Source organism: Mesonia ostreae (genome assembly GCF_031845265.1).
Classification (GTDB): domain Bacteria; phylum Bacteroidota; class Bacteroidia; order Flavobacteriales; family Flavobacteriaceae; genus Mesonia; species Mesonia ostreae.
In genome coordinates this window covers 126,866-151,966 of record NZ_JAVRBG010000007.1, presented here as the reverse complement: position 1 = coordinate 151,966, position 25,101 = coordinate 126,866, and the positions used below count along the sequence as shown (strand labels likewise).

At 34.5% G+C, this 25,101-nt stretch carries 26 protein-coding genes and 1 tRNA gene; 5 read left to right on the top strand and 22 right to left on the bottom strand.

Features of this window, described 5'->3' with window-relative positions:
* Nucleotides 1-187 precede the first annotated feature (187 nt).
* Nucleotides 188-1,174 carry an aspartate-semialdehyde dehydrogenase gene (locus RLT85_RS08805; RefSeq protein WP_311401661.1) on the top strand — a complete coding sequence of 329 codons (987 nt, stop codon included), beginning with the start codon at nt 188-190 and terminating at the stop codon, nt 1,172-1,174.
* A 29-nt stretch (nt 1,175-1,203) separates the two neighbouring features.
* On the opposite strand, the gene RLT85_RS08800 is transcribed toward RLT85_RS08805, so the two are convergent.
* The 8 genes from RLT85_RS08800 to pdxA all read right to left on the bottom strand — a co-directional run bounded on the left by RLT85_RS08800 (nt 1,204) and on the right by pdxA (nt 7,613).
* Complete coding sequence (locus tag RLT85_RS08800) at nt 1,204-1,650, bottom strand: transcription elongation factor (RefSeq protein WP_311401660.1); 447 nt, start codon at nt 1,648-1,650, stop codon at nt 1,204-1,206.
* Nucleotides 1,650-2,345, bottom strand: coding sequence for a monofunctional biosynthetic peptidoglycan transglycosylase (mtgA, locus tag RLT85_RS08795; protein WP_311401659.1), 696 nt, complete (start codon nt 2,343-2,345; stop codon nt 1,650-1,652). The genes RLT85_RS08800 and mtgA overlap by 1 nt, the downstream gene beginning before the upstream one ends.
* 199 nt (nt 2,346-2,544) lie before the next feature.
* Entirely contained in the window at nt 2,545-3,906 is a 1,362-nt protein-coding gene (accC, locus tag RLT85_RS08790; RefSeq protein ID WP_311401658.1) for an acetyl-CoA carboxylase biotin carboxylase subunit, read from the bottom strand.
* A gap of 88 nt (nt 3,907-3,994) precedes the next feature.
* The gene (accB, locus tag RLT85_RS08785; protein ID WP_311401657.1) at nt 3,995-4,501 is read right to left on the bottom strand and encodes an acetyl-CoA carboxylase biotin carboxyl carrier protein; all 507 of its coding nucleotides are present in this window, start codon (nt 4,499-4,501) and stop codon (nt 3,995-3,997) included.
* Nucleotides 4,502-4,528: 27 nt separating this feature from the next.
* Nucleotides 4,529-5,524, bottom strand: coding sequence for a beta-ketoacyl-ACP synthase III (locus RLT85_RS08780; RefSeq protein WP_311401656.1), 996 nt, complete (start codon nt 5,522-5,524; stop codon nt 4,529-4,531).
* 221 nt (nt 5,525-5,745) lie between these two features.
* Nucleotides 5,746-5,943 (bottom strand): 50S ribosomal protein L32, encoded by a 198-nt coding sequence (gene rpmF, locus RLT85_RS08775; protein WP_311401655.1) that lies wholly within the window; start codon nt 5,941-5,943, stop codon nt 5,746-5,748.
* A gap of 9 nt (nt 5,944-5,952) precedes the next feature.
* Nucleotides 5,953-6,492 (bottom strand): YceD family protein, encoded by a 540-nt coding sequence (locus RLT85_RS08770; RefSeq protein ID WP_311401654.1) that lies wholly within the window; start codon nt 6,490-6,492, stop codon nt 5,953-5,955.
* 71 nt (nt 6,493-6,563) lie between these two features.
* A complete protein-coding gene (gene pdxA / locus RLT85_RS08765; RefSeq protein WP_311401653.1) occupies nt 6,564-7,613 on the bottom strand; it encodes a 4-hydroxythreonine-4-phosphate dehydrogenase PdxA in 1,050 nt (349 codons plus the stop codon).
* A gap of 51 nt (nt 7,614-7,664) precedes the next feature.
* On the opposite strand from pdxA, the gene RLT85_RS08760 reads away from it, so the two are divergent.
* Nucleotides 7,665-8,255 carry a riboflavin synthase gene (locus RLT85_RS08760; RefSeq protein WP_311401652.1) on the top strand — a complete coding sequence of 197 codons (591 nt, stop codon included), beginning with the start codon at nt 7,665-7,667 and terminating at the stop codon, nt 8,253-8,255.
* Here the strand turns inward: RLT85_RS08760 and RLT85_RS08755 are convergent.
* The 3 genes from RLT85_RS08755 to mce form a co-directional block, all read right to left on the bottom strand.
* Nucleotides 8,252-8,548 (bottom strand): PID-CTERM protein-sorting domain-containing protein, encoded by a 297-nt coding sequence (locus tag RLT85_RS08755; RefSeq protein WP_311401651.1) that lies wholly within the window; start codon nt 8,546-8,548, stop codon nt 8,252-8,254. The genes RLT85_RS08760 and RLT85_RS08755 overlap by 4 nt on opposite strands.
* A gap of 116 nt (nt 8,549-8,664) precedes the next feature.
* Nucleotides 8,665-8,738: transfer RNA gene (locus RLT85_RS08750), tRNA-Ile, on the bottom strand.
* Between the two features lie 51 nt (nt 8,739-8,789).
* A complete protein-coding gene (gene mce, locus RLT85_RS08745) occupies nt 8,790-9,194 on the bottom strand; it encodes a methylmalonyl-CoA epimerase (protein ID WP_311401650.1) in 405 nt (134 codons plus the stop codon).
* A 60-nt stretch (nt 9,195-9,254) separates the two neighbouring features.
* Here mce and RLT85_RS08740 point away from each other — a divergent pair, with 60 nt between their 5' ends.
* The gene (locus tag RLT85_RS08740) at nt 9,255-9,650 is read left to right on the top strand and encodes a ribosome-binding factor A (protein ID WP_311401649.1); all 396 of its coding nucleotides are present in this window, start codon (nt 9,255-9,257) and stop codon (nt 9,648-9,650) included.
* 1 nt (nt 9,651) lies between these two features.
* Nucleotides 9,652-10,848, top strand: a complete 1,197-nt coding sequence (locus RLT85_RS08735) for an ABC transporter permease (protein WP_311401648.1) — start codon at nt 9,652-9,654, stop codon at nt 10,846-10,848.
* 315 nt (nt 10,849-11,163) lie between these two features.
* Here RLT85_RS08735 and dusB read toward each other — a convergent pair whose 3' ends face one another.
* The 9 genes from dusB to RLT85_RS08690 all read right to left on the bottom strand — a co-directional run bounded on the left by dusB (nt 11,164) and on the right by RLT85_RS08690 (nt 22,110).
* Complete coding sequence (dusB, locus tag RLT85_RS08730) at nt 11,164-12,156, bottom strand: tRNA dihydrouridine synthase DusB (protein ID WP_311401647.1); 993 nt, start codon at nt 12,154-12,156, stop codon at nt 11,164-11,166.
* A gap of 753 nt (nt 12,157-12,909) precedes the next feature.
* Nucleotides 12,910-15,567 carry a carboxypeptidase-like regulatory domain-containing protein gene (locus tag RLT85_RS08725; RefSeq protein ID WP_311401716.1) on the bottom strand — a complete coding sequence of 886 codons (2,658 nt, stop codon included), beginning with the start codon at nt 15,565-15,567 and terminating at the stop codon, nt 12,910-12,912.
* Nucleotides 15,568-15,669: 102 nt separating this feature from the next.
* Nucleotides 15,670-16,383, bottom strand: coding sequence for a GLPGLI family protein (locus RLT85_RS08720; RefSeq protein ID WP_311401646.1), 714 nt, complete (start codon nt 16,381-16,383; stop codon nt 15,670-15,672).
* 73 nt (nt 16,384-16,456) lie between these two features.
* Nucleotides 16,457-17,188, bottom strand: a complete 732-nt coding sequence (locus RLT85_RS08715) for a GLPGLI family protein (protein WP_311401645.1) — start codon at nt 17,186-17,188, stop codon at nt 16,457-16,459.
* Between the two features lie 24 nt (nt 17,189-17,212).
* Entirely contained in the window at nt 17,213-17,437 is a 225-nt protein-coding gene (locus tag RLT85_RS08710; RefSeq protein WP_311401644.1) for a hypothetical protein, read from the bottom strand.
* 398 nt (nt 17,438-17,835) lie between these two features.
* Nucleotides 17,836-18,594, bottom strand: a complete 759-nt coding sequence (locus tag RLT85_RS08705) for a GLPGLI family protein (RefSeq protein ID WP_311401643.1) — start codon at nt 18,592-18,594, stop codon at nt 17,836-17,838.
* A gap of 50 nt (nt 18,595-18,644) precedes the next feature.
* Entirely contained in the window at nt 18,645-19,376 is a 732-nt protein-coding gene (locus RLT85_RS08700; protein WP_311401642.1) for a GLPGLI family protein, read from the bottom strand.
* A gap of 36 nt (nt 19,377-19,412) precedes the next feature.
* The gene (locus tag RLT85_RS08695) at nt 19,413-19,595 is read right to left on the bottom strand and encodes a hypothetical protein (RefSeq protein WP_311401641.1); all 183 of its coding nucleotides are present in this window, start codon (nt 19,593-19,595) and stop codon (nt 19,413-19,415) included.
* A 103-nt stretch (nt 19,596-19,698) separates the two neighbouring features.
* A complete protein-coding gene (locus tag RLT85_RS08690; protein WP_311401640.1) occupies nt 19,699-22,110 on the bottom strand; it encodes a TonB-dependent receptor domain-containing protein in 2,412 nt (803 codons plus the stop codon).
* Between the two features lie 158 nt (nt 22,111-22,268).
* On the opposite strand from RLT85_RS08690, the gene lepA reads away from it, so the two are divergent.
* Entirely contained in the window at nt 22,269-24,065 is a 1,797-nt protein-coding gene (gene lepA / locus RLT85_RS08685; protein WP_311401639.1) for a translation elongation factor 4, read from the top strand.
* A gap of 166 nt (nt 24,066-24,231) precedes the next feature.
* On the opposite strand, the gene RLT85_RS08680 is transcribed toward lepA, so the two are convergent.
* Both RLT85_RS08680 and RLT85_RS08675 read right to left on the bottom strand, forming a co-directional pair.
* Nucleotides 24,232-24,504 (bottom strand): hypothetical protein, encoded by a 273-nt coding sequence (locus RLT85_RS08680; RefSeq protein ID WP_311401638.1) that lies wholly within the window; start codon nt 24,502-24,504, stop codon nt 24,232-24,234.
* A 183-nt stretch (nt 24,505-24,687) separates the two neighbouring features.
* The gene (locus RLT85_RS08675; RefSeq protein WP_311401637.1) at nt 24,688-24,963 is read right to left on the bottom strand and encodes a hypothetical protein; all 276 of its coding nucleotides are present in this window, start codon (nt 24,961-24,963) and stop codon (nt 24,688-24,690) included.
* Between the last annotated feature and the right edge of the window lie 138 nt (nt 24,964-25,101).

Genomic DNA, 25,101 nt, shown 5'->3' with positions numbered 1-25,101 from the left:
CCGAATTGTTGAAAAACAATTACGGGGTCCTTTTTTATCTTCTAATGGTTTATTTTGAAAAACGTATTTTATCTTTGTGAAACTTCACAGGTCTTAAAGAACTGTGAGGTTTTTAAAACGAAAATATAGTTTTCAGTTAGCTTTTTAAAAAAATCAATTTTCGTTATTCTATTATAAAACCCTCATTATGAAAGTAGCAGTAATCGGTGCCACAGGTATGGTTGGTCAAGTGATTCTAAAAGTATTAGCAGAGCGTAATTTTCCGTTAACGGAATTAATTCCGGTAGCTTCAGAGCGATCTGTAGGAAAGGAAATTGAATTTAAAGGGGCAAAATACCAACTGGTAAATCTGCAAACTGCATTAGATTTACAACCCGATATCGCTTTGTTTTCGGCGGGAGGAAAAACTTCGTTAGAATGGGCACCAAAATTTGCCGAAGCAGGAACAACCGTTATCGATAATTCTTCGGCTTGGCGAATGAATCCCACCAAAAAACTAATTGTTCCCGAAATTAACGCCAGCAGTCTTACCAAAGAAGATAAGATTATTGCTAACCCCAATTGTTCAACCATACAATTAGTTTTGACGTTAAAGCCATTACACGACCAATTTAAAATAAAACGCGTGATCGTTTCTACCTACCAATCGATTACTGGTACTGGAGTAAAAGCAGTGCAGCAATTAGAGCGCGAATATAAGGGAGAAACGGGAGAAATGGCTTATCCCTACCCTATTCATCAAAACGCAATTCCGCATTGTGATGTATTCTTAGAAAATGATTATACCAAAGAGGAGATGAAACTTACCGATGAAACCAAGAAAATTCTGGCTGACGATACGGTTTTGGTTTCTGCAACTGCAGTGAGAATTCCAGTGGTGGGTGGTCACAGTGAGTCGGTGAATATAGAATTTGAAAAAGAGTTTGAAATTTCATCTATTAAGAAAGCGCTAAAGGATTTTCCAGGGATTACGCTACAAGATTATCCGAGTGTGAATACCTACCCAATGCCTATATATGCCGAAGGAAAAAATGATGTTTTTGTAGGTAGAATACGTAAAGATCATTCGCATCCTAGAGCTTTACAATTATGGATTGTTGCTGATAATCTAAGAAAAGGAGCTGCCACCAACGCAGTACAAATTGCAGAATATTTGGTAGAAAACAAGTTTTAAGCTTTCTCTAATTATTCTGAAATTGATCCTTAATCCACAGATAAAATTTTTATTTCTTCTTTACGGAAACTAAACCTATCGTCTTTTTGCTTTCCTAGCAAGAGTTTTGCAATAGGAGAATTAATTCCAATGGCGTAGAAATTTTGCTTCTTCAGTTTAATCTCTCCCGCAGAAATGGCTATAAAGTAGTTCGCGAGACTTGTAGTAACTATGCTTCCCAACTGAATTTTTGTAGCAGCCTTTTGTAAATTGGGCAATTGTAAAATTTCTTGTAGTTTTTTAAACTCCTTCAACTGATTTTCGAGCTGAGAAATCTCAGTATTAATCATTTCGCGGGAGGTTTCATATTTATCACCTGCACTGCTTTTAGTTTCATTTTCTAAGTCACTTTCTAAACCTCTAATAGAAGTTTGTAAACGCAACATGCGTTCTTCTACGTAAAGGTGACAAGCTTCTAAAAGTTGTTGTCTTTGCATTACTTTTTATTTTCTTTGGGGTCAAAGGTTAAGGGTCCGTAATAATCCATTTGACGTGTAATCCAAGCTTTTCTTGATTGAATATAGCTTGTTGGTGGATTGGCTCGATATTGCAAAGGATTAGGCAATATCGCCGCAATCGCAGCAGCTTGAGAAGCACTTAATTGACTGGCAGATTTTTTAAACCAAAAGTTTGCGGCAGCTTCGGCGCCATAAACTCCGTTGCCCATTTCTATGCTGTTAACATACACTTCTAGAAGACGTTCTTTGCTCCAAATGGTTTCTATTAAAAAAGTAAAATACACTTCTAGTCCTTTTCTTAGCCAATTTCTTCCTGGCCATAAGAAAACATTTTTAGCTGTTTGCTGACTAATACTGCTTGCTCCGCGTAAGCGTTTACCTTTTTTGTTATTTTGAATCGCTTTTTCTATAGCTTCCAAATCAAAGCCATTGTGTTTTAGAAAATTTTGATCTTCACTGCAAATCACAGCTTTTTGTAGGTTAACAGAAATGTTTTCTATAGGTTCCCAATCGTATTGCCATCCATTTCTATTTTCTGAAGGAGTTTCTACATATCGAATAACCATTAATGGCGTTATAGGCACAGGAACCCATTTATAAATTACTACCCATAGAATAGTGATTCCAAAAAACCATAAGATTAGTTTCCCAATAAACTTAAAAAATCTTTTCATAGGCGATGCTGGGCATCCATTCTTGATAAAAAATACGCTCTTCTCATTTTGAAACTAAAATAGCGAAGTTTTTTGCGTTAGGGATAGTAGCGGCATCCTTTTTTGTGTTGAAAACCAAAAAAGATATAGCGAATAGCCCGACCCGCAGGGGAACGCCCTAAAAAAAGAAAACCCTCAAATTAATTGAGGGTTTTTATATCTATAAATCTTGGTCTTTATATTTTTCATCCATTTCAAAATCTTCCATAAATTTTGTGGTATAATTACCCGCTAAATAATCTGGATGATCCATTAATTGACGGTGAAAAGGAATGGTTGTCTTTACCCCTTCTATAATAAACTCATCTAAAGAGCGCTTCATTTTATTGATGGCTTCCTCTCTTGTTTGCGCTGTTGTGATGAGCTTGGCAATCATAGAGTCGTAGTTGGGAGGGATAGAATATCCACTATATACGTGAGTGTCTATTCGCACTCCGTGTCCTCCTGGCGCGTGCAGATTGGTGATTTTTCCTGGAGAAGGTCTAAACCCATTATAAGGATCTTCTGCATTGATACGACATTCAATAGAGTGTAACTTTGGCAAATAGTTCTTGCCTGATATTGGTACGTTTGCCGCCACCAAAATTTGCTCTCTAATTAAATCATAATCAATTACTTGCTCTGTAATAGGATGTTCAACTTGGATACGAGTATTCATCTCCATAAAGTAAAAATTACGGTGCTTGTCTACTAAAAACTCTACAGTTCCCGCTCCTTCGTACTTAATATATTCTGCTGCTTTTATGGCAGCTTCTCCCATTTTTTCCCGAAGTTCATCGGTCATAAATGGAGATGGAGTTTCTTCGGTAAGTTTTTGATGACGACGTTGTATAGAGCAATCTCTTTCTGAAAGATGGCATGCTTTTCCTTTACTGTCTCCTACAATTTGAATTTCGATATGACGAGGTTCTTCAATGAGTTTCTCTAAATACATACCATTATTACCAAAAGCAGCTCCAGCTTCTTGTCTTGCCGAATCCCAAGCATCTTGAAGTTCTTCTTCTTTCCAAACGGCACGCATCCCTTTACCTCCACCACCTGCGGTGGCTTTAAGCATTACTGGAAAGCCCATAGCTTTTGCAGTTTTAAGACAGTCTGCAAAATCTTCTAAAAGACCGTCAGAGCCTGGAATACAAGGCACTCCCGCAGATTGCATAGTTGCTCTAGCCGAAGCTTTATCGCCCATTTTATCGATCATACCTGGCGAAGCTCCAATAAATTTGATATCGTGCTCTTGACAAATTTTAGAAAACTTAGAATTTTCGGCTAAGAAACCATATCCAGGATGGATCGCATCTGCATTAGTTATCTCTGCAGCAGCAATTATATTTGATATTTTTAAATAAGACTCGTTACTTGGTGCCGGACCTATACAAACAGCTTCATCTGCAAAACGTACGTGCAAACTATCTGCATCTGCTTTTGAGTATACCGCCACGGTTTTGATTCCCATTTCTTTACAGGTTCTAATTACACGTAATGCAATTTCTCCTCTATTGGCAATTAGTATCTTTTTAAACATCTTTTGAAATTTTAAATTTGAGTTTTAATAATCCACTATTTCAAATGCTATACTAGAGCATCATTCAAATTTTAGTATTTAAAACTTCTTATGATGGATCTACTAAAAATAAGGGCTGATCAAACTCTACAGGAGAAGCTTCATCTACCAAAACCTTTACGATTTTACCACTTACTTCACTTTCTATTTCATTAAAAAGCTTCATCGCTTCAATGATACATACCACATCTCCTTCTTTGATGGTATCTCCTACCTCTGCAAAAACAGGTTTATCTGGTGATGGCTTACGGTAAAATGTACCAATAATTGGAGACTTCACAGTGATGTACTTAGAATCATCATCTGCTGCTGGTGCATCTGGAGTGGATGCTGGTGCTTCTTGTGTAGAAGCAGGAGCTTGTTGCTGCATTTGTTGCTGCGGAGCCTGCATTTGTCCTTGCATTCCTCCCATTGGAATTTGCTGAACGATAGTTGTTTCTTTATCGTCTGAAGTGGTTTTAATAGTGATTTTAATATCATCCATTTCTAATTTCACTTCGCTAGCTCCAGATTTAGCTACAAATTTTATTAAATTTTGAATTTCCTTTAATTCCATAACTATAAGATTTTTTTTCGTTTGTAATTAGGAGTTATATGCCCAGGTTAAATAAATAGAACCCCAAGTAAAGCCGCCTCCAAAGGAAGCGAATACCAAATTATCTCCTTTTTTAAATTGTTTTTCGAAATCGCTTAACAATAATGGCAATGTTGCAGATGTAGTATTACCGTAGCGTTCAATATTCATAAGAACTTTTTCCTCGCTTAGGCCCATTCTCTTTGCGGTGGCATCAATAATTCTCTTATTAGCTTGATGTGCTATCAACCAGTTAACATCGTTTTCTTGAAGTTTATTCCTCTTCATAATTTCTGCACTAACTTCTGCCATATTGGAAACCGCATATTTAAAGACCGTTTTTCCATCTTGCCGTACGTAATGCTGCCCATTGGCAACCGTTTCTTGGCTTGCGGGTAAAAGAGATCCGCCAGCATCAATTTTTAAAAAGTCTCTCCCTACCCCATCGCTTCGTAAAAATTCATCCTGAAAGCCTAAGCCCTCTTCGTTAGGCTCAAAAAGAACAGCTCCTGCTCCATCTCCAAAAATTATACAGGTGGCTCTGTCCTTATAATCAATGATAGAAGACATCTTATCTGCTCCAATCACGATAATTTTTTTATACCTGCCACACTCTATATAACTTGATGCCGTAGACATTCCGTAAAGAAAACTAGAACACGCGGCTTGTAAATCATAAGAAAAAGCATTGGTAGCTCCTATTGCTGATGCTGTATAAGCTGCTGTAGAGGCTACTGGTAAATCTGGCGTAGTGGTTGCAAAAATTAATAAATCAATCTCTGCTGGGTCGATATTACTTTTTTCTATAAGATTCTTTGCAGCTTGTATACCTAAATAAGAGGTTCCTTTACTAGGATCCTTCAAGATTCTTCTTTCTTTAATACCTGTCCTGCTAGTAATCCATTCATCATTGGTTTCTACCATTTCTTCCAACATCTTATTGGTAATGATGTCGTCCGGCACGTAAGATCCTACAGCTGTTATCGCTGCCTTGATTTTATTCATAAAAAGGATTTTATTTCGCAAAAATAGGGTTTTCCCTACATTGTTTAGATTCAGAAAAATCGATTAATTTCTAAAACTAAGGTGCAAAGTAATATGTTTTTGCCACTTATTCAACTTATTAACTCAATCATTTATCGTTTTATAAGACAAAAGGTCTTAAAAAAACAAAAACCCTCGTCTTTCGAACGAGAGTTTTGATAGTATTTTATCTAGCTTAATACCTAAGCTTCAACTTCTTCTGTATTATCAATAAGGATTTGTCCTCTATAATAAAGTTTTCCTTCATGCCAGTGAGCTCTGTGGTATAAGTGCGCTTCTCCTGTTGTAGGATCTGTAGCTACTTGCGGAGCTTTAGCCTTATAGTGCGTTCTTCTTTTATCTCTTCTGGTCTTAGATATTTTTCTCTTAGGATGTGCCATAGCTAAGTCTTAATTTTTATCGTTTAATAGGTTTTTTAATTTATTCCAGCGAGGATCTACCTCATTTTCTTCTTTTTCTTCCCCAATTTTGGGTTCCAATTCTTCTAATCTATCGAGTATTTCTGAATCTAAAGTTCCATCTTCAACACCTGGGTGAACCCTTTTAATAGGTATGCCCAATACGATGGCCTCATAAATGTATTGTTGGACTTCTATCTCGTATTCCCCGTGCGGCAAAATAAGCAAATCCTCATTTTCATCGTTTAATTCATCTCCAAATTTTACCACCAAAGAAATATGATTCTCTAAAGGCTGATTGTAAGGCTCATTAGTTACATCGCAATTGATGTTAATGTGGCCTTTAATATGAAAATCTAGCTCCAGCATCGTAGGTTTTTTTTCAAACTCTAGGTTTACTTTCACATCGATATCATTAAAATCTTCGTACTCAAAAAAATCAAAGAACGTATCATTAATATGATAATCGTAATGGTGCCTTCCTAATTTCAATCCCACAAATGGGATGGTAAACTCTTTTAACTTCTTCATCACATCGTCAATTTCAGGCGTGCAAATATATAAAATATAATTAATTAAGTATCTTTATCAACAAAAAATGTTTATAATTTTTTGTTCTGTTTTTTAAGCGGATTTTTAGTGAGCTCCTTATACTCTTCTCTATTCCTAAATATTTCAATAGCAGCGAATACTGCTTCTTTAAATGAGGTAGGGTCTGCCTCTCCTTTTCCCGCAATTTCATAAGCCGTTCCATGGTCTGGAGAAGTTCTTATTCTATCTAATCCAGCAGTAAAATTTACTCCGTTTCCAAAGGATAAAGTTTTAAAGGGAATAAGTCCTTGATCGTGATAGGCTGCTACAACTGCGTCAAAATTTAGATAATTTTTCGTGCCAAAAAAACTATCTGCCGCATAAGGACCGTAAACTAGATTTCCTCTATCCCGCAATTTCTTTAGTGTAGGTTTTAAAACTTCTTCTTCTTCATTTCCTATCACCCCATTATCTCCGCTATGCGGATTGATTCCTAAAACGGCAATTTTAGGCTTTCTCACTCGAAAATCTGCTTCTAGAGAGCTAGAAATAATTTTAATCTTTTTTTCGATAAGAGCGGGTGTAATCACTTCTGCAACATCTTTCACTGGTACATGATCTGTGAGCAAACCTACTTTTAGGTTTTCAGAAATCATAAACATGAGACTTTCGCCGCCTCCTAAATGTTTAGCTAAATAATCGGTATGGCCTGGAAAATTAAATTTATTAGATTGTATTACATTTTTATTAATAGGAGCCGTTACCAATACATCTATATGTTCTTCCTTTAAAGCTTGCGTTGCCGCCTCCAAAGATTGAAGGGTAAAGCTTCCCAAATACTTATCTTCTTCTCCAAAATTTATTTTGAGAGTATCTTTCCACACATTTATGACATTATATTTTCCATCTATAATTTGTTTAGCATTATCAATCCCATGAAAATTGATATTCATTTTAAAGTGTTTCTTATAAAAGGAAAGTAATTTATTATTCGCAAAAATTACGGGAGTGCAAAAATCTAACATTCGCGAATCTTCAAAAGTTTTTAAAAGAACCTCGCTGCCAATCCCATTTAAATCCCCAATGCTTATACCAACTCTTATTTTTTGTGCTTTTTTCATCAAAATAATTTCTATTTTTGCTCTCACAAAGGTAACTAATTATTAACAACTATGTTTACAGGAATTGTAGAAGTACTCGGGAAAGTAGTAGACTTAACTAAGGATGGAGGCAACTTGCATCTTAAAATTGAATCTTCCTTTACGGAAGAATTAAAAATAGATCAAAGTGTGGCTCACAATGGCGTTTGTTTAACCGTTACTGCAATAGATGGTCATTATTATACGGTAACTGCCATTAAAGAGACTTTAGAAAAAACGAATTTAACTCATATAGAGATAGGAGATGTGATTAATCTAGAACGCGGAATGAAAATGAATGCTAGATTAGATGGGCATATCGTACAAGGCCACGTAGACCAGACTGCCACTTGTTCTCAAATTAAAGAGGAAAACGGAAGCCATATTTTTACCTTCACCTATGATTCTTCATTAAATAATGTAACCATAGAAAAGGGCTCAATTACAGTAAATGGTGTAAGTTTAACGGTGGTAAACAGTAGAAAAGACTGTTTTAATGTAGCAATTATCCCATACACTTATGAGCATACATGCTTCAAAAGTTTTGAAATAGGAACACTGGTTAATTTAGAATTTGATGTAATAGGAAAATATGTGCAACGCCTTTTAGAATTAAGAAGCTAGTTCTTCTTTCTTAACTTACGAACTCCAAAAAAAGCTCCTGCTACAAGAAAATACGTTAAGAACCCATCTATAGGTACAGTTCCTGGAGGAGGTGGTATCCCCGGCTCTGGTAACGCTTGAGGCGTTTCAGAATCATTAGGAGCTTCACTAATAGTGTTATTATTATTGCTTCCAGATTGAGCGGTAGGATTATTTAATTCGTGATTCTCTAACTGAAAAGAAAAGCCCTGCAATGAAACCAAGCTCACCGCAGCAGATAAAATTATAATTCTTAAACTTTTTCTATTCTTCATAACTAAAGGCTAAAATAGTAAAATCTTTTAAAAAAAAAGAAATTATCTAAATAAGTATAAATCCCTCTTAAGTAATTAGGTAAAATCGCGAGGGATTTATACTGTAACTTAACTTGTGGACCCAGATGGGCTCGAACCATCGGCCACCTGATTATGAGTCAGGTGCTCTAACCAGCTGAGCTATGGGTCCTAAAACAGGACGCAAAAATAGTCATATTCATGAAACCTGCCAACAAAAAAGCTATTTTTTTATTTCTTGGCATAATTCTATTAAGACGCCGTGAGATGATTTTGGATGCAGGAAAGCAACCAACTTATTATCTGCTCCTTTTTTTGGGGTTTTATTTAAAACCACAAAACCATCTGCTTCTAATTCTTTTATCTTTCGTTCTATATCACTCACCGCAAAAGCGATGTGATGAATCCCTTCTCCTTTTTTCTCTAAAAACTTAGCGATAGGACTATCCTCCCGCGTTGCTGCCAACAATTCTATTTTACTTTCGCCTGTCTTAAAGAAAGAGGTTGTTACGCCTTCGCTTTCTACCTCCTCTTGCTTGTATGGAGAAGTTCCTAACAGCTTTTTATATGTGGCATTTGCTTCTTCTAGATTGTTTACTGCAATCCCAATGTGTTCAATTTTATCCATTTTTATTAAAATTTTGTTTTACAAAAATACTATAACTTTTAAAAACGCTATTTTTGCGGTATGGAAGAAACAAACAGACAGAAAAAAATTGGCGGAGTCTTACAAAAAGACTTAGCCGATGTAATACAACAAGAGCTTAGGAATGCTGGAAAAACTAATATAATTATTTCGGTTTCTAAAGTGAAAGTAACTACAGATTTATCTATAGCCAAAGCTTACCTAAGTATTTTCCCAAGCGCTCAAGGCAAGGCTCTTTTAGATGAGTTAAGAGAAATCAAGCATCGTTTAAAGCATCAAGTGGCTTTAAAGACAAAGCATCAATTGAGAAAAATGCCCGATTTAGATTTATTTCTAGATGATTCTCTAGATTACATCGAAGAAATTGATGAGGCAGTAAAAGGAAAAGAAAATCCTATTGAGAACCCAGATTTACTAGATAAAAGAAAAAAATCTTAATTTGAATTTCTCCTATTACATCGCAAAGCGGTATTTGGCGACGAAAAGTAAAAATTCTGCCATTAATATTATTACCATCATTGCAGGGATAGGAGTATTTGCTGGCGCTTTGGCGTTATTTATTGTCTTATCTGGTTTTGCAGGGCTAAAGGAATTTAGCCTCTCGTTTTCCAACGAATTTGATCCCGATTTAAAAATTCTTCCGTCAAGCGGAAAAACAATTCAAATCGATTCAAAAAAACTAGGTGAAATTAAACAGATAGAAGGTCTAGAAGCCTTTTCTAAAATTATTGAAGAACAGGTGTTACTTAGTTACAATAACAAACATACACCTGCATTTATTAAATCTGTAGATAAAAATTACCTCAGCGTTAACCCAATTGAAAACGAACTGATTGGTGGTGTTTGGATGCACCCGTTAGAAAATCAAGTGGTTATAGGAAGTCTTATTTCCAAAAAATTATCTTTAGGAATAGGCGGTTATAATGACGCTCTAAAAATCATGGTTCCCAAACCAGGAAAAGGACAAGTGAGTGTTGCTAGCGATGCGTTCTCTAGCAAATCTGCCGTGGTGATTGGCGTGTATAGCATTAACGAAGAGCTCAACTCTAAATATGTTTTTGCACCTTATTTCTTTGCGAAAGAATTATTGCAATTAAAAGAGGGAGAATTTTCTGCATTAGAAATTAAACTGAAATCTGGCGTAAACGAAGATGAAGTAAGAGGAGAACTACTTTCGATATTAGGCGCTGATTTTATCATTAAAAATAGAATGCAGTTAAATGATAAGCTGTACAAAATGTTAAATACCGAAAATCTAGCGGTTTACCTCATCTTTACTCTAGTTCTTATTATTGCTCTTTTTAATGTGGGAGGAGCTATTGTAATGGCTATTTTAGACAAACAACACAATATTAGAACCCTTCATTATTTAGGAGCTTCAGCTAAAGAAATTAAACGTATTTTCTTACTGCAAGGTAGCCTGCTTACTTTTGTAGGAGGCATGTTGGGCTTAGGATTAGGAATGTTGATTATCTTATTGCAGTTGCAATTCGATTTAATCATGATTACTCCAACGCTACCTTATCCCGTTGCGTTAAAAGCAGAAAATATTGCTATTGTTTTTGCTACTATTATGGTTTTGGGAATTATGGCTACTTATATCGGCGCTACAAGAATTAGTAAGGTTTTGGCTTAGTGAGTGAGTTGGTGAGTTGGTGAGTTGGTGAGTTGGTGAGTTTAATAAACACCATTTACGAGATAAAATCTTCTTTTTACCTTAATTCTAGCGTATTGTCTCTTGCTTCTTGTCTCCAATCTCTTGGCTCTTTGTCTAGCTTCTAGTTTCTCTAATTTATTTTCTTGTCGTGGGTCGTGGGTCGTGGGTCGTGGGTCGTGGGTCGTGGGTCGTGGGTCGTGGGTCGTGGGTCGTGGGTCGTGGGTCGTTTAAAATTAGATTCTCTTCACTTATAAAACAAGTTCTCCAGAGGTAATCTGTAAATTATTGCTACACTTATGAAAACTGAAAATCACCAAATTCTTTTTCGGCTTCATCAAAGGCTTTAAATACGTCTTTTGCTTCATCGCTGGTTACCATTTTCATACGGTGTTCTTTAAAATGCGGAATGCCTTTAAAGTAATTGGTATAATGCCTGCGGGTTTCAAAAACCCCCAATTTATCTCCTTTCCAGTCAATGGCCATTTGCAAGTGCCTTCTGGCGGCTTCTAAACGTTCGATCATGGTAGGCGGATCTAGAAGATTTCCGGTTTTAAAATAATGTTTTACTTCTCTAAAAAACCAAGGATAACCAATACTGGCGCGGCCAATCATGGCGCCATCCAAACCAAATTCATCACGCATTTTCATGGCTTTTTGGGGCGTATCTACATCTCCATTCCCAAAAACAGGAATATGCATCCGTGGATTGTTCTTTACATCGGCGATAGGCTGCCAATCGGCTTCGCCTTTATACATTTGCGCACGCGTTCTTCCGTGAATAGAAATCGCTTTACAGCCTACATCTTGTAAACGTTCGGCTACTTCTAAAATTTTTATAGAATCCTGATCCCAGCCCAAACGTGTTTTTACGGTAATGGGTAAGTTGGTATGTTTTACCATCGCTTCCGTTAAGGAAACCATAAGATCTATATCTTTTAAAATTCCTGCGCCCGCTCCCTTGGAAACCACCTTTTTTACGGGACAACCAAAATTGATATCAATAATATCTGGACCCGATTTTTCTACAATCTCTACCGACTCTAGCATAGATTCTAAATTGGCTCCAAAAATTTGGATCCCAACAGGACGTTCTTTCTCGTAGATATCGAGTTTCATCACGCTTTTTGCCGCATCGCGAATCAAGCCTTCCGAAGAAATAAACTCGGTATACACTACATCTGCTCCTTGTTCTTTACACAAAGCTCTAAATGGAGGATCGCTTACATCTTCCATAGGTGCCAATAACAATGGGAACTCTCCTACCTCAATATCTCCTATTTTCGCCAAAACTGATTTCTTTTATTTTAATTGCAAAATTAGTAAATAAGATGTAAATCTTAAGTTTAAATCTTGTCATTCTGGGCTCGACTCAGAATCTCATGCTTAGAAACTCAAAACTCAACCCGTTCTTGTCATTCTGGGCTTGGCTCAGAATCTCATGCTTAGAAGTTGGATCTTCTTACTAATCTACTTCGACAAGCTCAGTAGGACATTTAGAATCAAAAAGTAATGCGCTAATAATTTTAGCTTCTTCTCAAATACCATAAGACTCCAAACTCAGTAAGTAAAGCAAACATCATAGCAGTACGCTTTAAGATTCCTGCCTACGCAGGAATTACATTCCGGGCCTGACTCGGAATCTTATGCTTAGAAAACCAAATCATTCAATTATTACGAAATTAATTCCGTAAAGGAATTCTATATTGAAAATTTGAAGAAAAGCCTGCTTCGACAAGCTCTGTAGGTCAAGCAAACGCCACAGCAGCGCGCTTTAAGATTCCTGCCTGCGCAGGAACTCATTCCGGGCCTGACCCGGAATCTCATGCTTAGAAACTCCAATCTCACTCGATTCCTGTCATTCTGAGTTCAGCTCAGAATCTCATGCTTAGAAATTCCATGATCCAAATATCATAAAATTAATTCCGTAAAGTGATTCTCTACTGAAAATTTTTCATTAAAAAAGCCTACTTCGAAAAGAGCAATAGATCAAGTAGATCCCACAACAGCGCGCTTTAAGATTCCTGCCTGCGCAGGAATTTGTTAGAGCTTATAGGAAAGTTTAAACAATACCGTTCTGGGTTGAATAAAAATGCGGGTGTCACTTACCAAAAACTGATTAAAAGAATTTTCATTTTTATAACGCACATCAAACACATTATCTACATCAATTTCAAAACCCCACGGACTGTCTTCTTTGTTATAATATAAGGACAGGTTACCTACATCAAACTGGTTGACTTGATCTGTATTGAGGTTTTTATAATGATTATAAGTATAATCTGCAAAGAAAATAAAGTCATTTAGAAAATCCCAATCCAAAACTGCATAAGGGTTAATTTTGGTGAATTTATTCTCTAAGCGGTCAGATTTAAAGTTATTTAAACCTTGCTCCCAGCCTAATTCTAAATTGGGCCAATCTTTAAAACGGGTTTCGGCTTTGATGGTGTACCCATAATTATTAGATTGATAATCATTTAGCTCATCATTTACCACTCGGCTGTAATCTGCCCAACTCAAATTTCCGCTAAGTGTAAATTTATACTTAGAAATTTGTTTAGCAAATGAGCCCATGGCGTTATAGTTATTTTCGGGGAGACTCGTATAAATAGAAGTATTTACTTGGTCTATTCCTTCAATTTGGGTGGTATTTCTAATCGACTTTTCTCGTTTGGTATAACTTAGATTAGCGTTGATAAAAATTCCTTTATACATATTAAATTGATGGTAACGCAATGAAGCCGAATGATAGAGTTGATTTTCTAGATTTTCGTTCCCGCGATACAGCTGATTGAAACTGACTAAACGCAATCTATTGGCATATTGCTCGGCTTGAGAAAAGCTTGTTTTTAAGCGATAATCTAGTTTTAGTTTCTCTGCGGAAGAGATTTCATATTCTATATTTAATTCGGGTAACCAAACACTTTTTTGCTTATTGGCAACTTCTTCAGTAAATTGATCTACGTTCCAAAAATAAGCGTGGTACATAAGACCGGGTTTAAAAATAAAATCGCCTGCCTTGGCTTTATACTGAAAACCTACATAGGTATCTATTAGATTAAATTGGACGTCATTATTAAAACCGTTGGCTAGAAAACTATTAAAATTACCGTCTTGTAATTTTTGTTGATCTACACTGCCAAAACTTTGGTTAAGGTAGGTCGAACCAACTCTGGGATAAACGTGATTAAAATTATTTAGTACCCAATAATGCTTAAGGTCTACGGTAGCTTGGTGTTTTTTGGATGCGCTGTTTTGTAATAAATTATAAAAATCGCCGTCTTCTTGAAACGGAATTAAATTATTAAATACAGGCTGGTTAAACAACCAAGAATTATCGTTTTGCTGATCGTTATAGGTGTAATTAGCGATTAAGGTGGACGTATGCTCGTAAGAGAATTGTTTATTATAGCGTATTTCTTGATTTACAGAAACATTTTTGGGTTGCTGTAAAATTCGCGTTAATGTAGTGTCTTCTGCAGTAAAAGAGTTGAGGTTTTGCGAAGCATCGCCGTTAGAGGTTTTAATAAAAGCTTCGTAAGCCAAATCGTTATCACTGTTGGGTTGATAGCGCAGTTTTAATTTATTTAAGGTAAAGAAAACCTCGTTACGGGTTGCCGTTTCTCTATTCTCATCTACAGCATCATCGGTGAGGTAACTGATGTTATTGGTTACGCGGGTATCTGTCTTTCCTTTATTAACGATAGAAAAAGCTTCTAACCGAAGCCCCGTAGCTAATTGTTGAGAAATGCTTCCTGCCCCAAAATCATTTTTCTGGTAGGTAAACTCTTTTTGATTGAGAAATTGAGCGAAATCGCTGTTATAAATATTACCAAACGAAGTAGAGCCGTCTAACATAGCCGCATAACCGCCTTCAAAATTAATATAGTCTTGCATGGTGAACGACTTTTTACCAATGTTATTGATATCTCCAATCACATTTATGGCTGTTTTTGGACTGTAATAAAATAAGGTAGGATGAAATAGAAAACGTTCTTTTACTCCCCCACCGGCTTCTATATCGCCAAAAACAAATTCTTTTTTTCCTTCTTTTAGTTTAATATTAAGCGCCATTTGATCGCTATCATTTAGACCCTTTAAAAAACTAACTTCACTGTAGTTGTCTAAAGCTTCTACCTCATCTACAGCATCTGCAGGGATGTTGTTTACTGCCAGCTTACTATCTCCTGTAAAAAAGGTTTTTCCCTCTACCATGAGTTTGGTCACCTTTTTACCATTTACGGTGACATTACCTTCGCGGTCTACTTCTACGCCAGGTAATTTTTTTAAAACTTCTCTTAACTTACGTTCTTCACCGGTTTTAAACTGGTCTGTACGGTAGGTAATGGTGTCTTCTTTTACAATAACCGCCATCTCTTGTTTAATAATGACTTGCTCTAGGCTCTCTGTACTTTCTTGTAGAATGTAGTTTTTATCTTGATTTGCAGAAAGTTGTAACGTATCTATTTGTTTAGAAAACCCCATATGAGTAATTTCTATTTGATAGCTAACATCTTGCACCAAGTTAAGTTTATACCGCCCTTGATTATCTGTAATCGCAAAAGTAATGTCTTGGTTTTCGGCTAGAGGAGAAGCAATTAAATTGGTATAAGGAATAGGATTTTGGGTACTGTCTATGACCGTCCCTTTTAATTGAACTTGTTGGGCGAATAAAGAAGAAAACCCTGTTAGGAGGAACAGGACTGTTAGGTTTAATATTCTATTAAATGTAGTTTGGATACGACTCTATTTATTTTAGTTAATCTAATTTATATTAGAGTGAGGTTGAGTTTTGGTTTAAACCTATTTTTTCTCTCGACTCAAGTTTTTAACGATTTTTTCTAGTGTATTCATATATTCTTTCTCCGTTAATTCTTGACCGTCACAAGGTCTTTCAATATTAAAATTACTTTTATTTAAAGATATTTTCGTTGCTGTTAAGGTTATGTTGTTAGTTTTTACCTCTAAAATTAAGCCCGGTAAACTATGGTATTCTAAAGGTCCAAAAGGAAAAGATAATTCTGGTGCAAACCAGACTTCTACTATACTTTCAATATCTTTCAGATTTTCATTTGGAGCTTTTTCTATTTTTTTGAAAATAGCTTTAAAGCATTTATATCCTTGTATGTTTTTTGATTCTTTCGTAATAGAATAATCTTTTTCGTCTAACATCACTAAAAATTTCTGGGAAAAAATTTCAGTCTGTTGTAAAAAAGTTTGATTATTAATATCTATATAGTATTGTCCAGAGGTACCGCCTATCCTTTTAGCCAGAGCAGAATTTCTATTTAGATCGTTTTCCATTTTTTCTTCCAAAAAAAATAAAGACTCTGCGCTCTTAAATTTTAATATATAATTTAATTGAGCCCTACTTTCATTCAATCTATCCTTTTTTAATAGTGGGTTTTTCATTTTACCAATAAATTGTTTCTTATAGGTAATGATACCGGAAGAGTACTCTTGAGCAATAATTTGATTTGTTATTAGAATAAATAGTATTAAAAGGAATTTGTGCATATATATGTTATTAAATTTACAAAAGCGCCAATATATGACGCTTTATAATTAATTTAAAAAAAATACACAAAGATTAATTTTTCATAGAATTCATTCGGTTTTTTAAAAATTTATCAAATTTCTTTTGAGTCATATTATTGCCCTTAGTGGGTCTATTTATTTTTATTTCATTTTCTCTTAATTTAATATTCTTAGTATAAAAAATAAATCTATCAAGATATTTTAATTCTAATATTAACCCTGGTAAATCATTAAATCCTTTAGGTCCATGTTGAAAAGATAACCTTGGGCAAAACCAAGCAGTAGTAATAAAGTTTTTTGAGTTTTTTGTTACCTTAGATATAGCTTTATAACATTTATATCCTTGAATAATTTTGGTTTCTGTAGTTATTTGCCAATTATAGTCTATGTTTTTTGATAATAAATAGGACTCTCCACTAAACTCAACTTGATGCAAATTAACATTTTCTTTCAAATTTGAATAAAAAATACCATTTGCACTAACTGCCATTGAACTCATATTTAAATCAATTCCATTGTCATTTGCTAAGGTTTCTTTTCGGTTGAAATTGGATTCATTTGTGTTAAATTTTAAAGTATAATTTAAATATTTTATACTCGATTTAAGATCATTATGTAATTTTATTAGGTAATCTTTTTTAAAGCTGTTATCTTTAACAGAATTTATAATCTTTTGAAGAGCAACTTCATCCATTCTTACGCCATAAGTGATTTCTCCAGAAAGTATTTGCGAAATTCCTAAATTACTTGTAAAAAATATTAAAACTACAATTAGCTTTCTCATTATTTATAACTTTTATCAAAAAAATTAAGCTCCATCGGGACTTCCGCCTCCTGAAATACAACCATTGTAAGCTGCATCTGCTGAATACCCTGCGTAAAACATACTACCTGTATATTCATATACAATATCATAAGCTTGAATTGCCTCTTCCGAGCAATTTCTTTTTTTTAGTTTAGAACTTGCATTAGCATCTAAGCTCGTAAACGAAAATGCTGTAAATAATACAGCAACTGCTAGTAATTTTTTCATAATATCAATACCAATATAAACATGTAATGTTGTATTTAAACTCGTTCATTTTTCATTCTATTTTCTTATTCCCCATTTCCGTAGCTAAGGCTATGCAAATAGGTCATAGCGGCATAGAATAAAAAAGCAACTTCGTTTTCGATTCAACATTTCAAATTTAAATTGCTATAAGTTTATGATTAATAATACTACGAATATCAAAAAAAAAAAAAAACGATTTTACAAAGAAAAATTTACATTTTAACAGTTTTTAGTGTGGTTTAATCGGTTTTATATGCGATCTATTAACGTTCTATAATCATTTTAATTGAACTTGTTGGGCAAATAAAGATGAAAACCCTGTTAGGAGTAACAGGATTATTATTGATTTTAGACTATAACTTGAAGTGTTCTGTTTCCTATTCACCTCTCATTTTTTTCATAGAACCTTTTACAATTTGTTTAAAATCTTGTTCAGAAACTGTCTTTCCTTTTTTTGGTTCTTTAATCTTTATATTTTCATTAAAGTCCACATCAATCGCATAATAAAAATTTCCCAATTCTTCAACTGCAAGAATCATACCTGGCAAACCATTAAAATCCTTTGGCCCTAAACTAACAGGAATACTAGGAGTGTACCATGCTTTAACATTAACAGATTTATTATTTTTAATTATTGATGTCACAGCTAATCGACAATTAAAACCTGCAATTTTCTTTGTTTTATTTTTCAATTTCCAATTGTATTGCTTTGGTTCTTTATCTACAATATACAAATTGCCATAAACAGGAATTTGTTCTAAATTAGAGCATTCTGAAAGATTATGGTAATATTTCATTTTTGAAATGAATCTACTCAAAATTGGATCAAAATCATTATCTAAAAATGGTAGAGTTTCAAATAGTGATTCATTAGTATTAAATGTTAATTGATAAAGTTCATTTGTTTTTTCTAAAGCCCTTTTGCTCCTCATAATCTGGTTTACAATAACGCTTTTTACGTGATCATTTGAAACAGCAGAGGTATCAATTCCCAATTCAACTATCCTGTGTCCAAACGAAATTTTGCCGCCTAAATTATTTTGACTATTTGCATTGCAAATAAATAAGACAAAAACTACTAAAAATTTATACTTCATAATAACTTGAAAAATGCCGAGACGTTTGTGTCTTGGCATTTTAATATTGTTTTTAAATGTTTAGTTAACACACAAAAAATCTTTCCTTATTATTCTCTATAAAAACGAGTATGCTTTTTAAGGATTTTCTCAAACTCTTTTTTTGAAATTGATTTCCCTTCTTTAGGTTCTTGTATTTCCATTTTTTCATTATAAAATTCAATTTGTTTTGGAAAAAAACGGAAACGATTAAGGTAATTAAATTCTAATATTAAACCTGGCAAACCATTAAACCCTTTTGGCCCAAATTGGAATGGAAGACTTGGACAAAACCAAGCTGTGGATGTAATAATTTTATCATTCTTTTTAATATCTAAAGTAGCTTTATAGCATACATAACCTTTTATTATTTTTTGTTTTTGAGTGATTTTCCAATTAAAACCTTCACTTTTATTGATTAAATATTTGTTTCCCATAAACTCATTTTGGTGTAATGTCAAACTTCTTCCAAGATTTGTATAGTATGTACCTGGTGAAACCAATTGATATGCCATCTTTAAATTCAATCCGTTATCACTTTTCATTACTTTCTCTCCATTGTAAATAGATTCCTGTTCATTAAACAATAAAGTGACTTTTACATAAGGAAAACTTTTTTTAAAACTATTTATGTATTTAACTAAATATGCTTTTCCTGCCTTATCTGTGGTACTCTCAATTAGTTTTTGTGTTTCGCTTTCATTAACCTCTACACCATAAATTATTTTACCCGATTTTATTTGACCATCAACAATTCTTGATAATAAGAAAAAGATCAAGGAAAAAAATATAGCTTTTTTCATTTCTTATATTAAATTATAAACGATGTTTTCTGTTTTTTAGTCGATTAAAACTCCAGGAGAGCCACCTGCCGAGATACAATCATCATATGCCGTATCTGCAGCTGAATAAGCCAATTGAGAATCATAGGTAAGTGAATATATGTGGTCATAAACACCTATAGCTTCATTAGCGCAATTTTTCTTTTTATAGATTAATTCTGGTTGTGCATTGAAGCTCAATGTTGTAAAAATGAAAGAAAAAAACGCTTTTGCAAGAAAAAAATCAAATTTTAACAGTTTTTGTTACCTTTCATCGATTTTAGTCAAAGCGTTTTCCGGTAATTTACAAACGTCCTCTTTCTTCGTTTTTGATAGTACGCTGATTATCTTTTAATCTAAAGTTTCCAAAATGATATTTAAAGCCTAAACGTACATATCTATTTTCTGGATGAGCAAAAAAGCCATTGTCTTGGTTGAGGTACGTAGAATTTAGCTGCGTAGCATAACTATTAAACACATCGGCTAGATGTAGAGAAAGCTCGGCACGCTTCTCCCAAAAGCTTTTTCTAACTCCCAAGGAAAGGTTGAGCATATCGTTCATTTGATATGAACCTTGCAACAGCGAAGAAATATAAAGAAAAGTAACATCTCCTGTAAACGTACCATCCTTAGAAAGCGTAAGTCCGTTATAGAAGGACGCGTAAAAACCATTTATCTCATTAGTGACTTCTACATTACTACTTTCTAATGCCAGAAAAGTTTCCTCTTCATGAAAACCCGAAAGGATCACTTGAGCATACCACCAATTTCTAAGCGAGCGCCCGTGAAAAAAATCGATGCCGTAAGACTTGCTTTCTAACATATTGCCGTGCACATTTCGTAAAAACTGGTTTTCATTATCTTGAAATACCAATTGCGTCACATTTTCTCCGTTGTCATGGAAATAAATATCAAATGAATAAGCGTCTTTATAGGTGTAATTAAGATTAAAGCTATGACTTAAAGCTGCTTCTAAGTTAGGATTACCCGTTTGGAAATTATTTTCATTGATAAAATACTTAAACGGATTTAAACTAGAATAACTTGGCCGGGCTATTTTTCTGCCATAATCAAAACCTAAACTATGATTCTTTGCGGCTTGATAACTAAGATATAGAGAAGGGAAAAAATGAGTATAATCTCTAGTAGTTATTTCTGCCAAAGTGATAGATTCTCCCTCTCTATTGGTATGCTCTAGTCTTAATCCTGCTTTAGCACTCCATTTTTCCCAATCTTTAGCAATAGAAGCATACGCAGAACTTATTTTTTCTTGATACCTAAAATCATCGTTTAAATCGTTATTTTCAAAGGTTGGAGCAAAAGTTTCTACATCATAAAAATTTAAACTACTACTAGAGTTGATAGAAGCATATTTTATTCCTGTAGAAAATTGATAGGTATCAAATAAGGTTTCAAAATCGGCTTGACCGGCATAAATATTTATTTTTTGATCGCCTTTAGTGGAGAACTTATTTTCTGCCAAAAGCATATCTTGCTCATTAAAGTAGCGCGTAAAAAGCCGTTGCTTATTGTTTTTTTTATAATATGTGGAATGCGCATTTACGCTTAGCTGTGTGTTTTCTTTATTAAATACATGGACATATGTAAGATCTACAGCAGTATTTAAAAATTCGTTTTTTAGCTCACTTGTGGTATTAAAGCTAGAGTCTAAAACTTTATTAACGTCAAAAATTCTAGTATTTTCTCGGTTAGAAAAATCTTTTTGGGGAGTAAATAAAGTAGTTCCGTTAAGACTCAGTTTGTTTTTAGCATCAAACTCATAATCTGCAATAAAGTTAAGATTGTGCTGCTGTTCTTGCGTGTCTTTATCTAGATTACTTCGCCATCGTTCAAAAACCTCATTTTGAGTATTTATAAAGTTAATGTAGCCCTCATCTTCTTTAAAACGCTTGGCATTGGTATAACTGTAATTGGCAAATACATTTAATTTTTCAGTTTTGTAGTAATGACTCGTCCCTAGATTATATTTGGGCTTCACCGCCTGCGTATAACTTCCGTTAAGGCTTCCTTTATATCCAGGAGTTAAAGTGGTTGTGGTTACAATATTTAAGATGGGACCATCACCAGCATCATATTTGGCAGAAGGATTTCTTATCACTTCAATTTGTTTGATATTTTCCGCAGAAAGACCGTTTAATAGCTGATTTAATTCCGCAGAGGTTAAATATACTTTTTTATCATTAATATATATAGTCGCCGATGTATTTCTGATTTTTAAATCTCCTCCAACATTGATCACTCCAGGAGTTTTGTTTAAAATATCCCACGTATTTCCGCTAGAAAGACTGGTGTTTTCTACCTCAAAAATAAGTTTATCTACTTCCTTAATTATTCGAGGTTTTTTAGTAGAAATCCTAACTCCCTCTAACCGCGCCAAATCTTCTTTTAGCAACAAAGTTTTCAGGCTTTTATGGTCGTTTATTTTTACAGGAAGCATAAGACTTTTATAACCCACAAAACTTGCTTTTAAAATATAATCGCCCTCCTTTACAGCCGTAAGCGCAAAGCTGCCATCGTCTCCAGTCACTGCTCCTTTTACAAATACAGAGTCTTTTGCTTCATGTAAAGAAATGTTGCAATACCCAATGGGTGATTTTTGCTCATCTTGCACCGTGCCACGAATGTCGTATTGGGCATGACTAATAAAAGGATATACTATTAAGAAGAATAAGAGTGGGGGTAGTTTACTTTTCAAGATAATGTGTAATTTTCGTAACAAAAAACTAAGATAATACATTCTTAGTTATTCTTAGCTTCTCATATTGTATTTCAAAAAACTATATTTGCACAAATATCTTACCGCAATCGATGCAAGAAATTTTGAAAAAAGCCGGTAAGACTTAAGATGATGTTATGAAGCATATAAGAAATTTTTGTATAATTGCCCATATTGATCACGGTAAGAGCACGTTGGCAGATAGATTGTTAGACTTTACAGGATCTGTTACCGATCGTGAAAAGCAAGAGCAATTATTAGACAGTATGGATTTGGAGCGTGAGCGTGGAATCACCATTAAGAGTCACGCGATCCAAATGAATTACATGCATAAGGGCGAAGAATACATACTTAACCTCATTGATACTCCTGGACACGTAGATTTTTCTTACGAGGTTTCTCGTTCTATCGCTGCCTGTGAAGGGGCTTTATTGGTGGTAGATGCTGCACAAAGTATACAAGCGCAAACTATTTCTAATCTTTATTTGGCTTTAGAAAACGATTTAGAGATTATTCCCGTACTGAATAAAGTAGATTTACCCAGTGCCAATCCTGAGGAAGTAACCGATGATATTGTAGATCTTTTGGGTTGCGATGCCTCGGAAATAATCCCGGCAAGTGCAAAAACAGGACTCGGAATTGAAGATATCTTAACTGCCGTCATTAATCGCATTCCTGCACCTGTAGGAAAAGTAGATGCACCTCTTAGAGCTTTAATTTTTGATTCGGTTTACAATCCTTTTCGTGGTGTAGAAACTTATTTTAGAGTAATTAACGGAAGTATAAAAAAAGGACAACATATTAAGTTTGTGGCTACTGGCAATGATTATTACGCCGATGAAGTAGGAACTTTACGCTTAAAACAATTTCCTCAAAAAGAAATAAAAACCGGTGATGTTGGCTATTTAATAACAGGAATTAAAGATGCTCGCGATGTAAAAGTTGGAGATACCATTACTGATGCTAAAAACCCAACCACCGAAGCTATTCCTGGTTTTGAGGATGTAAAACCTATGGTTTTTGCAGGAATCTACCCTGTAGATACAGAAGATTATGAAGAATTACGTTCTTCAATGGAGAAACTGCAATTAAACGATGCTTCTTTGGTATTTGCACCAGAAAGTTCGGCAGCACTTGGATTTGGGTTTCGATGTGGTTTTTTAGGCATGCTTCACCTAGAAATTATTCAAGAAAGATTAGAGCGCGAATTTGATATGACGGTGATTACTACGGTACCCAACGTATCCTACCACGCTTTTACCCATAAAAACCCAAATGAGATTGTTTTAGTTAACAACCCGTCAGATTTACCTGAACCTTCTAAGTTAGATCGTGTTGAAGAACCTTTTATAAAAGCAACAATTATCACCAAAGCCGATTTTGTAGGCCCCGTGATGTCTTTATGTATAGAAAAAAGAGGAGAGATTACTGCTCAAACTTACTTAACTACAGAGCGAGTAGAACTTAATTTTGATATGCCCCTAGCAGAAATTGTATTTGATTTCTACGACCGTTTAAAAACGGTTTCTAAAGGATATGCCTCTTTTGATTATGCGCCTATTGGATTAAGAGAATCTAAATTGGTAAAAGTAGATGTGCTTCTTAATGCTAGCAATGTAGATGCACTTTCTGCTTTATTGCACGTAGATAATGCTTACGATATTGGAAAGAGAATGTGTGAAAAATTGAAGGAGCTTATTCCGCGTCAACAGTTTGATATTCCTATACAAGCGGCCATCGGAGCAAAAATTATTGCGCGTGAAACCGTAAAAGCTTTGCGTAAAGATGTAACAGCAAAATGTTATGGAGGAGATATTTCTCGTAAACGAAAGCTGTTAGAGAAACAAAAGAAAGGAAAGAAACGTATGCGCCAAGTGGGGAATGTAGAAATACCTCAAGAAGCCTTTATGGCGGTATTAAAGCTTAATGACTAGTTTTTTAGATACTCGACCGCTTCGCTATTAGATTTAAGACTACTTCTATTCTAAATTTGGGAAAACTTCTAGATAGCTTAATTTACTTATCAAATCTTAGTATATTTAAATAAAAAAACCTCTGAAAAATTTCAGAGGTTTTTCTAATTCTTTTATTTATAGGAAATTACTGGCAGTCTGCCCATATCCCAACTTCACTCGCAATAAATTCATTAAAATTAAGACCCTCAGGAATTTCACCTGTTACAGTTTCGCCATTTTCAGTCTTTGTATATGTCCCATCTCCATTATCACAGTATTCCGATATAGAATTTGTACTTTCAGCGTCTCCTGTACATGTTCTACATTGTGAAGATGTAGCATCGCCGTCATCATCACTAGAACAGGAAGTAAACGTGAATACACCTGCCATTGCAATTATTAAGGTTAATTTTTTCATGAATATTTATATTTTTTATTTCTTGGCAAGATAGCAGGAATGTTCTATTCTTCAAATATCCATTTCAACATTTCGTAAGTCAGTCCTCCTAATGACTATCTTTAATAAAAACACTGCGTTGAAATTACTTGCTTGGAGCTACCAAAAAATCTCCTTTACAATAGATTTTCATTTTAATGAATACTACTGGCAATTCCCTGTTAATTCTAAATCGGCTATAATATTATCAAAATTTGTTCCATCGGGTATGTCCTGAGTCGTTTCCTGGCCATTTGACTCTATAACCGTATAAGTTCCATTTCCATTATCGCAATAATCTGCTTGACTTTCTACACCTTCAAAAGAGGTTGTACAAGTCTGACAATCCGCACCAGTTTTATCTCCTCCATCATCATCATTAGAACAAGAGGTAAATGCAAATAATCCTGTGGCCAAAGCCATACATATCCATCTTTTCATAATTTATTCATTTTTTATTACTACAAATGCTAATATATAAGGAATATTTACTATAATTTCCCAAGATTAAATTAAAAAAATCCTAAAATTTTAATTTTATATGTGGCATTCCAATATAATTGAAGAAAAGTTATCCAA

Excerpts from the sequence above, each read along its gene's own strand:
- RLT85_RS08710 (WP_311401644.1), bottom strand. The coding sequence starts at position 17,437 with ATGAAAAAATTACTAGCAGTTGCTGTATTATTTACAGCATTTTCGTTT.
- RLT85_RS08705 (WP_311401643.1), bottom strand. The coding sequence starts at position 18,594 with ATGCCAAGACACAAACGTCTCGGCATTTTTCAAGTTATTATGAAGTAT.
- RLT85_RS08805 (WP_311401661.1), top strand. The coding sequence starts at position 188 with ATGAAAGTAGCAGTAATCGGTGCCACAGGTATGGTTGGTCAAGTGATT.
- RLT85_RS08760 (WP_311401652.1), top strand. The coding sequence starts at position 7,665 with ATGTTTACAGGAATTGTAGAAGTACTCGGGAAAGTAGTAGACTTAACT.
- RLT85_RS08780 (WP_311401656.1), bottom strand. The coding sequence starts at position 5,524 with ATGAATAAAATCAAGGCAGCGATAACAGCTGTAGGATCTTACGTGCCG.
- RLT85_RS08755 (WP_311401651.1), bottom strand. The coding sequence starts at position 8,548 with ATGAAGAATAGAAAAAGTTTAAGAATTATAATTTTATCTGCTGCGGTG.
- RLT85_RS08675 (WP_311401637.1), bottom strand. The coding sequence starts at position 24,963 with ATGAAAAGATGGATATGTATGGCTTTGGCCACAGGATTATTTGCATTT.
- accB (WP_311401657.1), bottom strand. The coding sequence starts at position 4,501 with ATGGAATTAAAGGAAATTCAAAATTTAATAAAATTTGTAGCTAAATCT.
- RLT85_RS08740 (WP_311401649.1), top strand. The coding sequence starts at position 9,255 with ATGGAAGAAACAAACAGACAGAAAAAAATTGGCGGAGTCTTACAAAAA.
- pdxA (WP_311401653.1), bottom strand. The coding sequence starts at position 7,613 with ATGAAAAAAGCACAAAAAATAAGAGTTGGTATAAGCATTGGGGATTTA.
- mtgA (WP_311401659.1), bottom strand. The coding sequence starts at position 2,345 with ATGAAAAGATTTTTTAAGTTTATTGGGAAACTAATCTTATGGTTTTTT.
- lepA (WP_311401639.1), top strand. The coding sequence starts at position 22,269 with ATGAAGCATATAAGAAATTTTTGTATAATTGCCCATATTGATCACGGT.
- RLT85_RS08800 (WP_311401660.1), bottom strand. The coding sequence starts at position 1,650 with ATGCAAAGACAACAACTTTTAGAAGCTTGTCACCTTTACGTAGAAGAA.
- RLT85_RS08700 (WP_311401642.1), bottom strand. The coding sequence starts at position 19,376 with ATGAAAAAAGCTATATTTTTTTCCTTGATCTTTTTCTTATTATCAAGA.
- RLT85_RS08720 (WP_311401646.1), bottom strand. The coding sequence starts at position 16,383 with ATGCACAAATTCCTTTTAATACTATTTATTCTAATAACAAATCAAATT.
- rpmF (WP_311401655.1), bottom strand. The coding sequence starts at position 5,943 with ATGGCACATCCTAAGAGAAAAATATCTAAGACCAGAAGAGATAAAAGA.
- RLT85_RS08715 (WP_311401645.1), bottom strand. The coding sequence starts at position 17,188 with ATGAGAAAGCTAATTGTAGTTTTAATATTTTTTACAAGTAATTTAGGA.
- mce (WP_311401650.1), bottom strand. The coding sequence starts at position 9,194 with ATGGATAAAATTGAACACATTGGGATTGCAGTAAACAATCTAGAAGAA.
- RLT85_RS08680 (WP_311401638.1), bottom strand. The coding sequence starts at position 24,504 with ATGAAAAAATTAACCTTAATAATTGCAATGGCAGGTGTATTCACGTTT.
- RLT85_RS08770 (WP_311401654.1), bottom strand. The coding sequence starts at position 6,492 with ATGAAGAAGTTAAAAGAGTTTACCATCCCATTTGTGGGATTGAAATTA.
- accC (WP_311401658.1), bottom strand. The coding sequence starts at position 3,906 with ATGTTTAAAAAGATACTAATTGCCAATAGAGGAGAAATTGCATTACGT.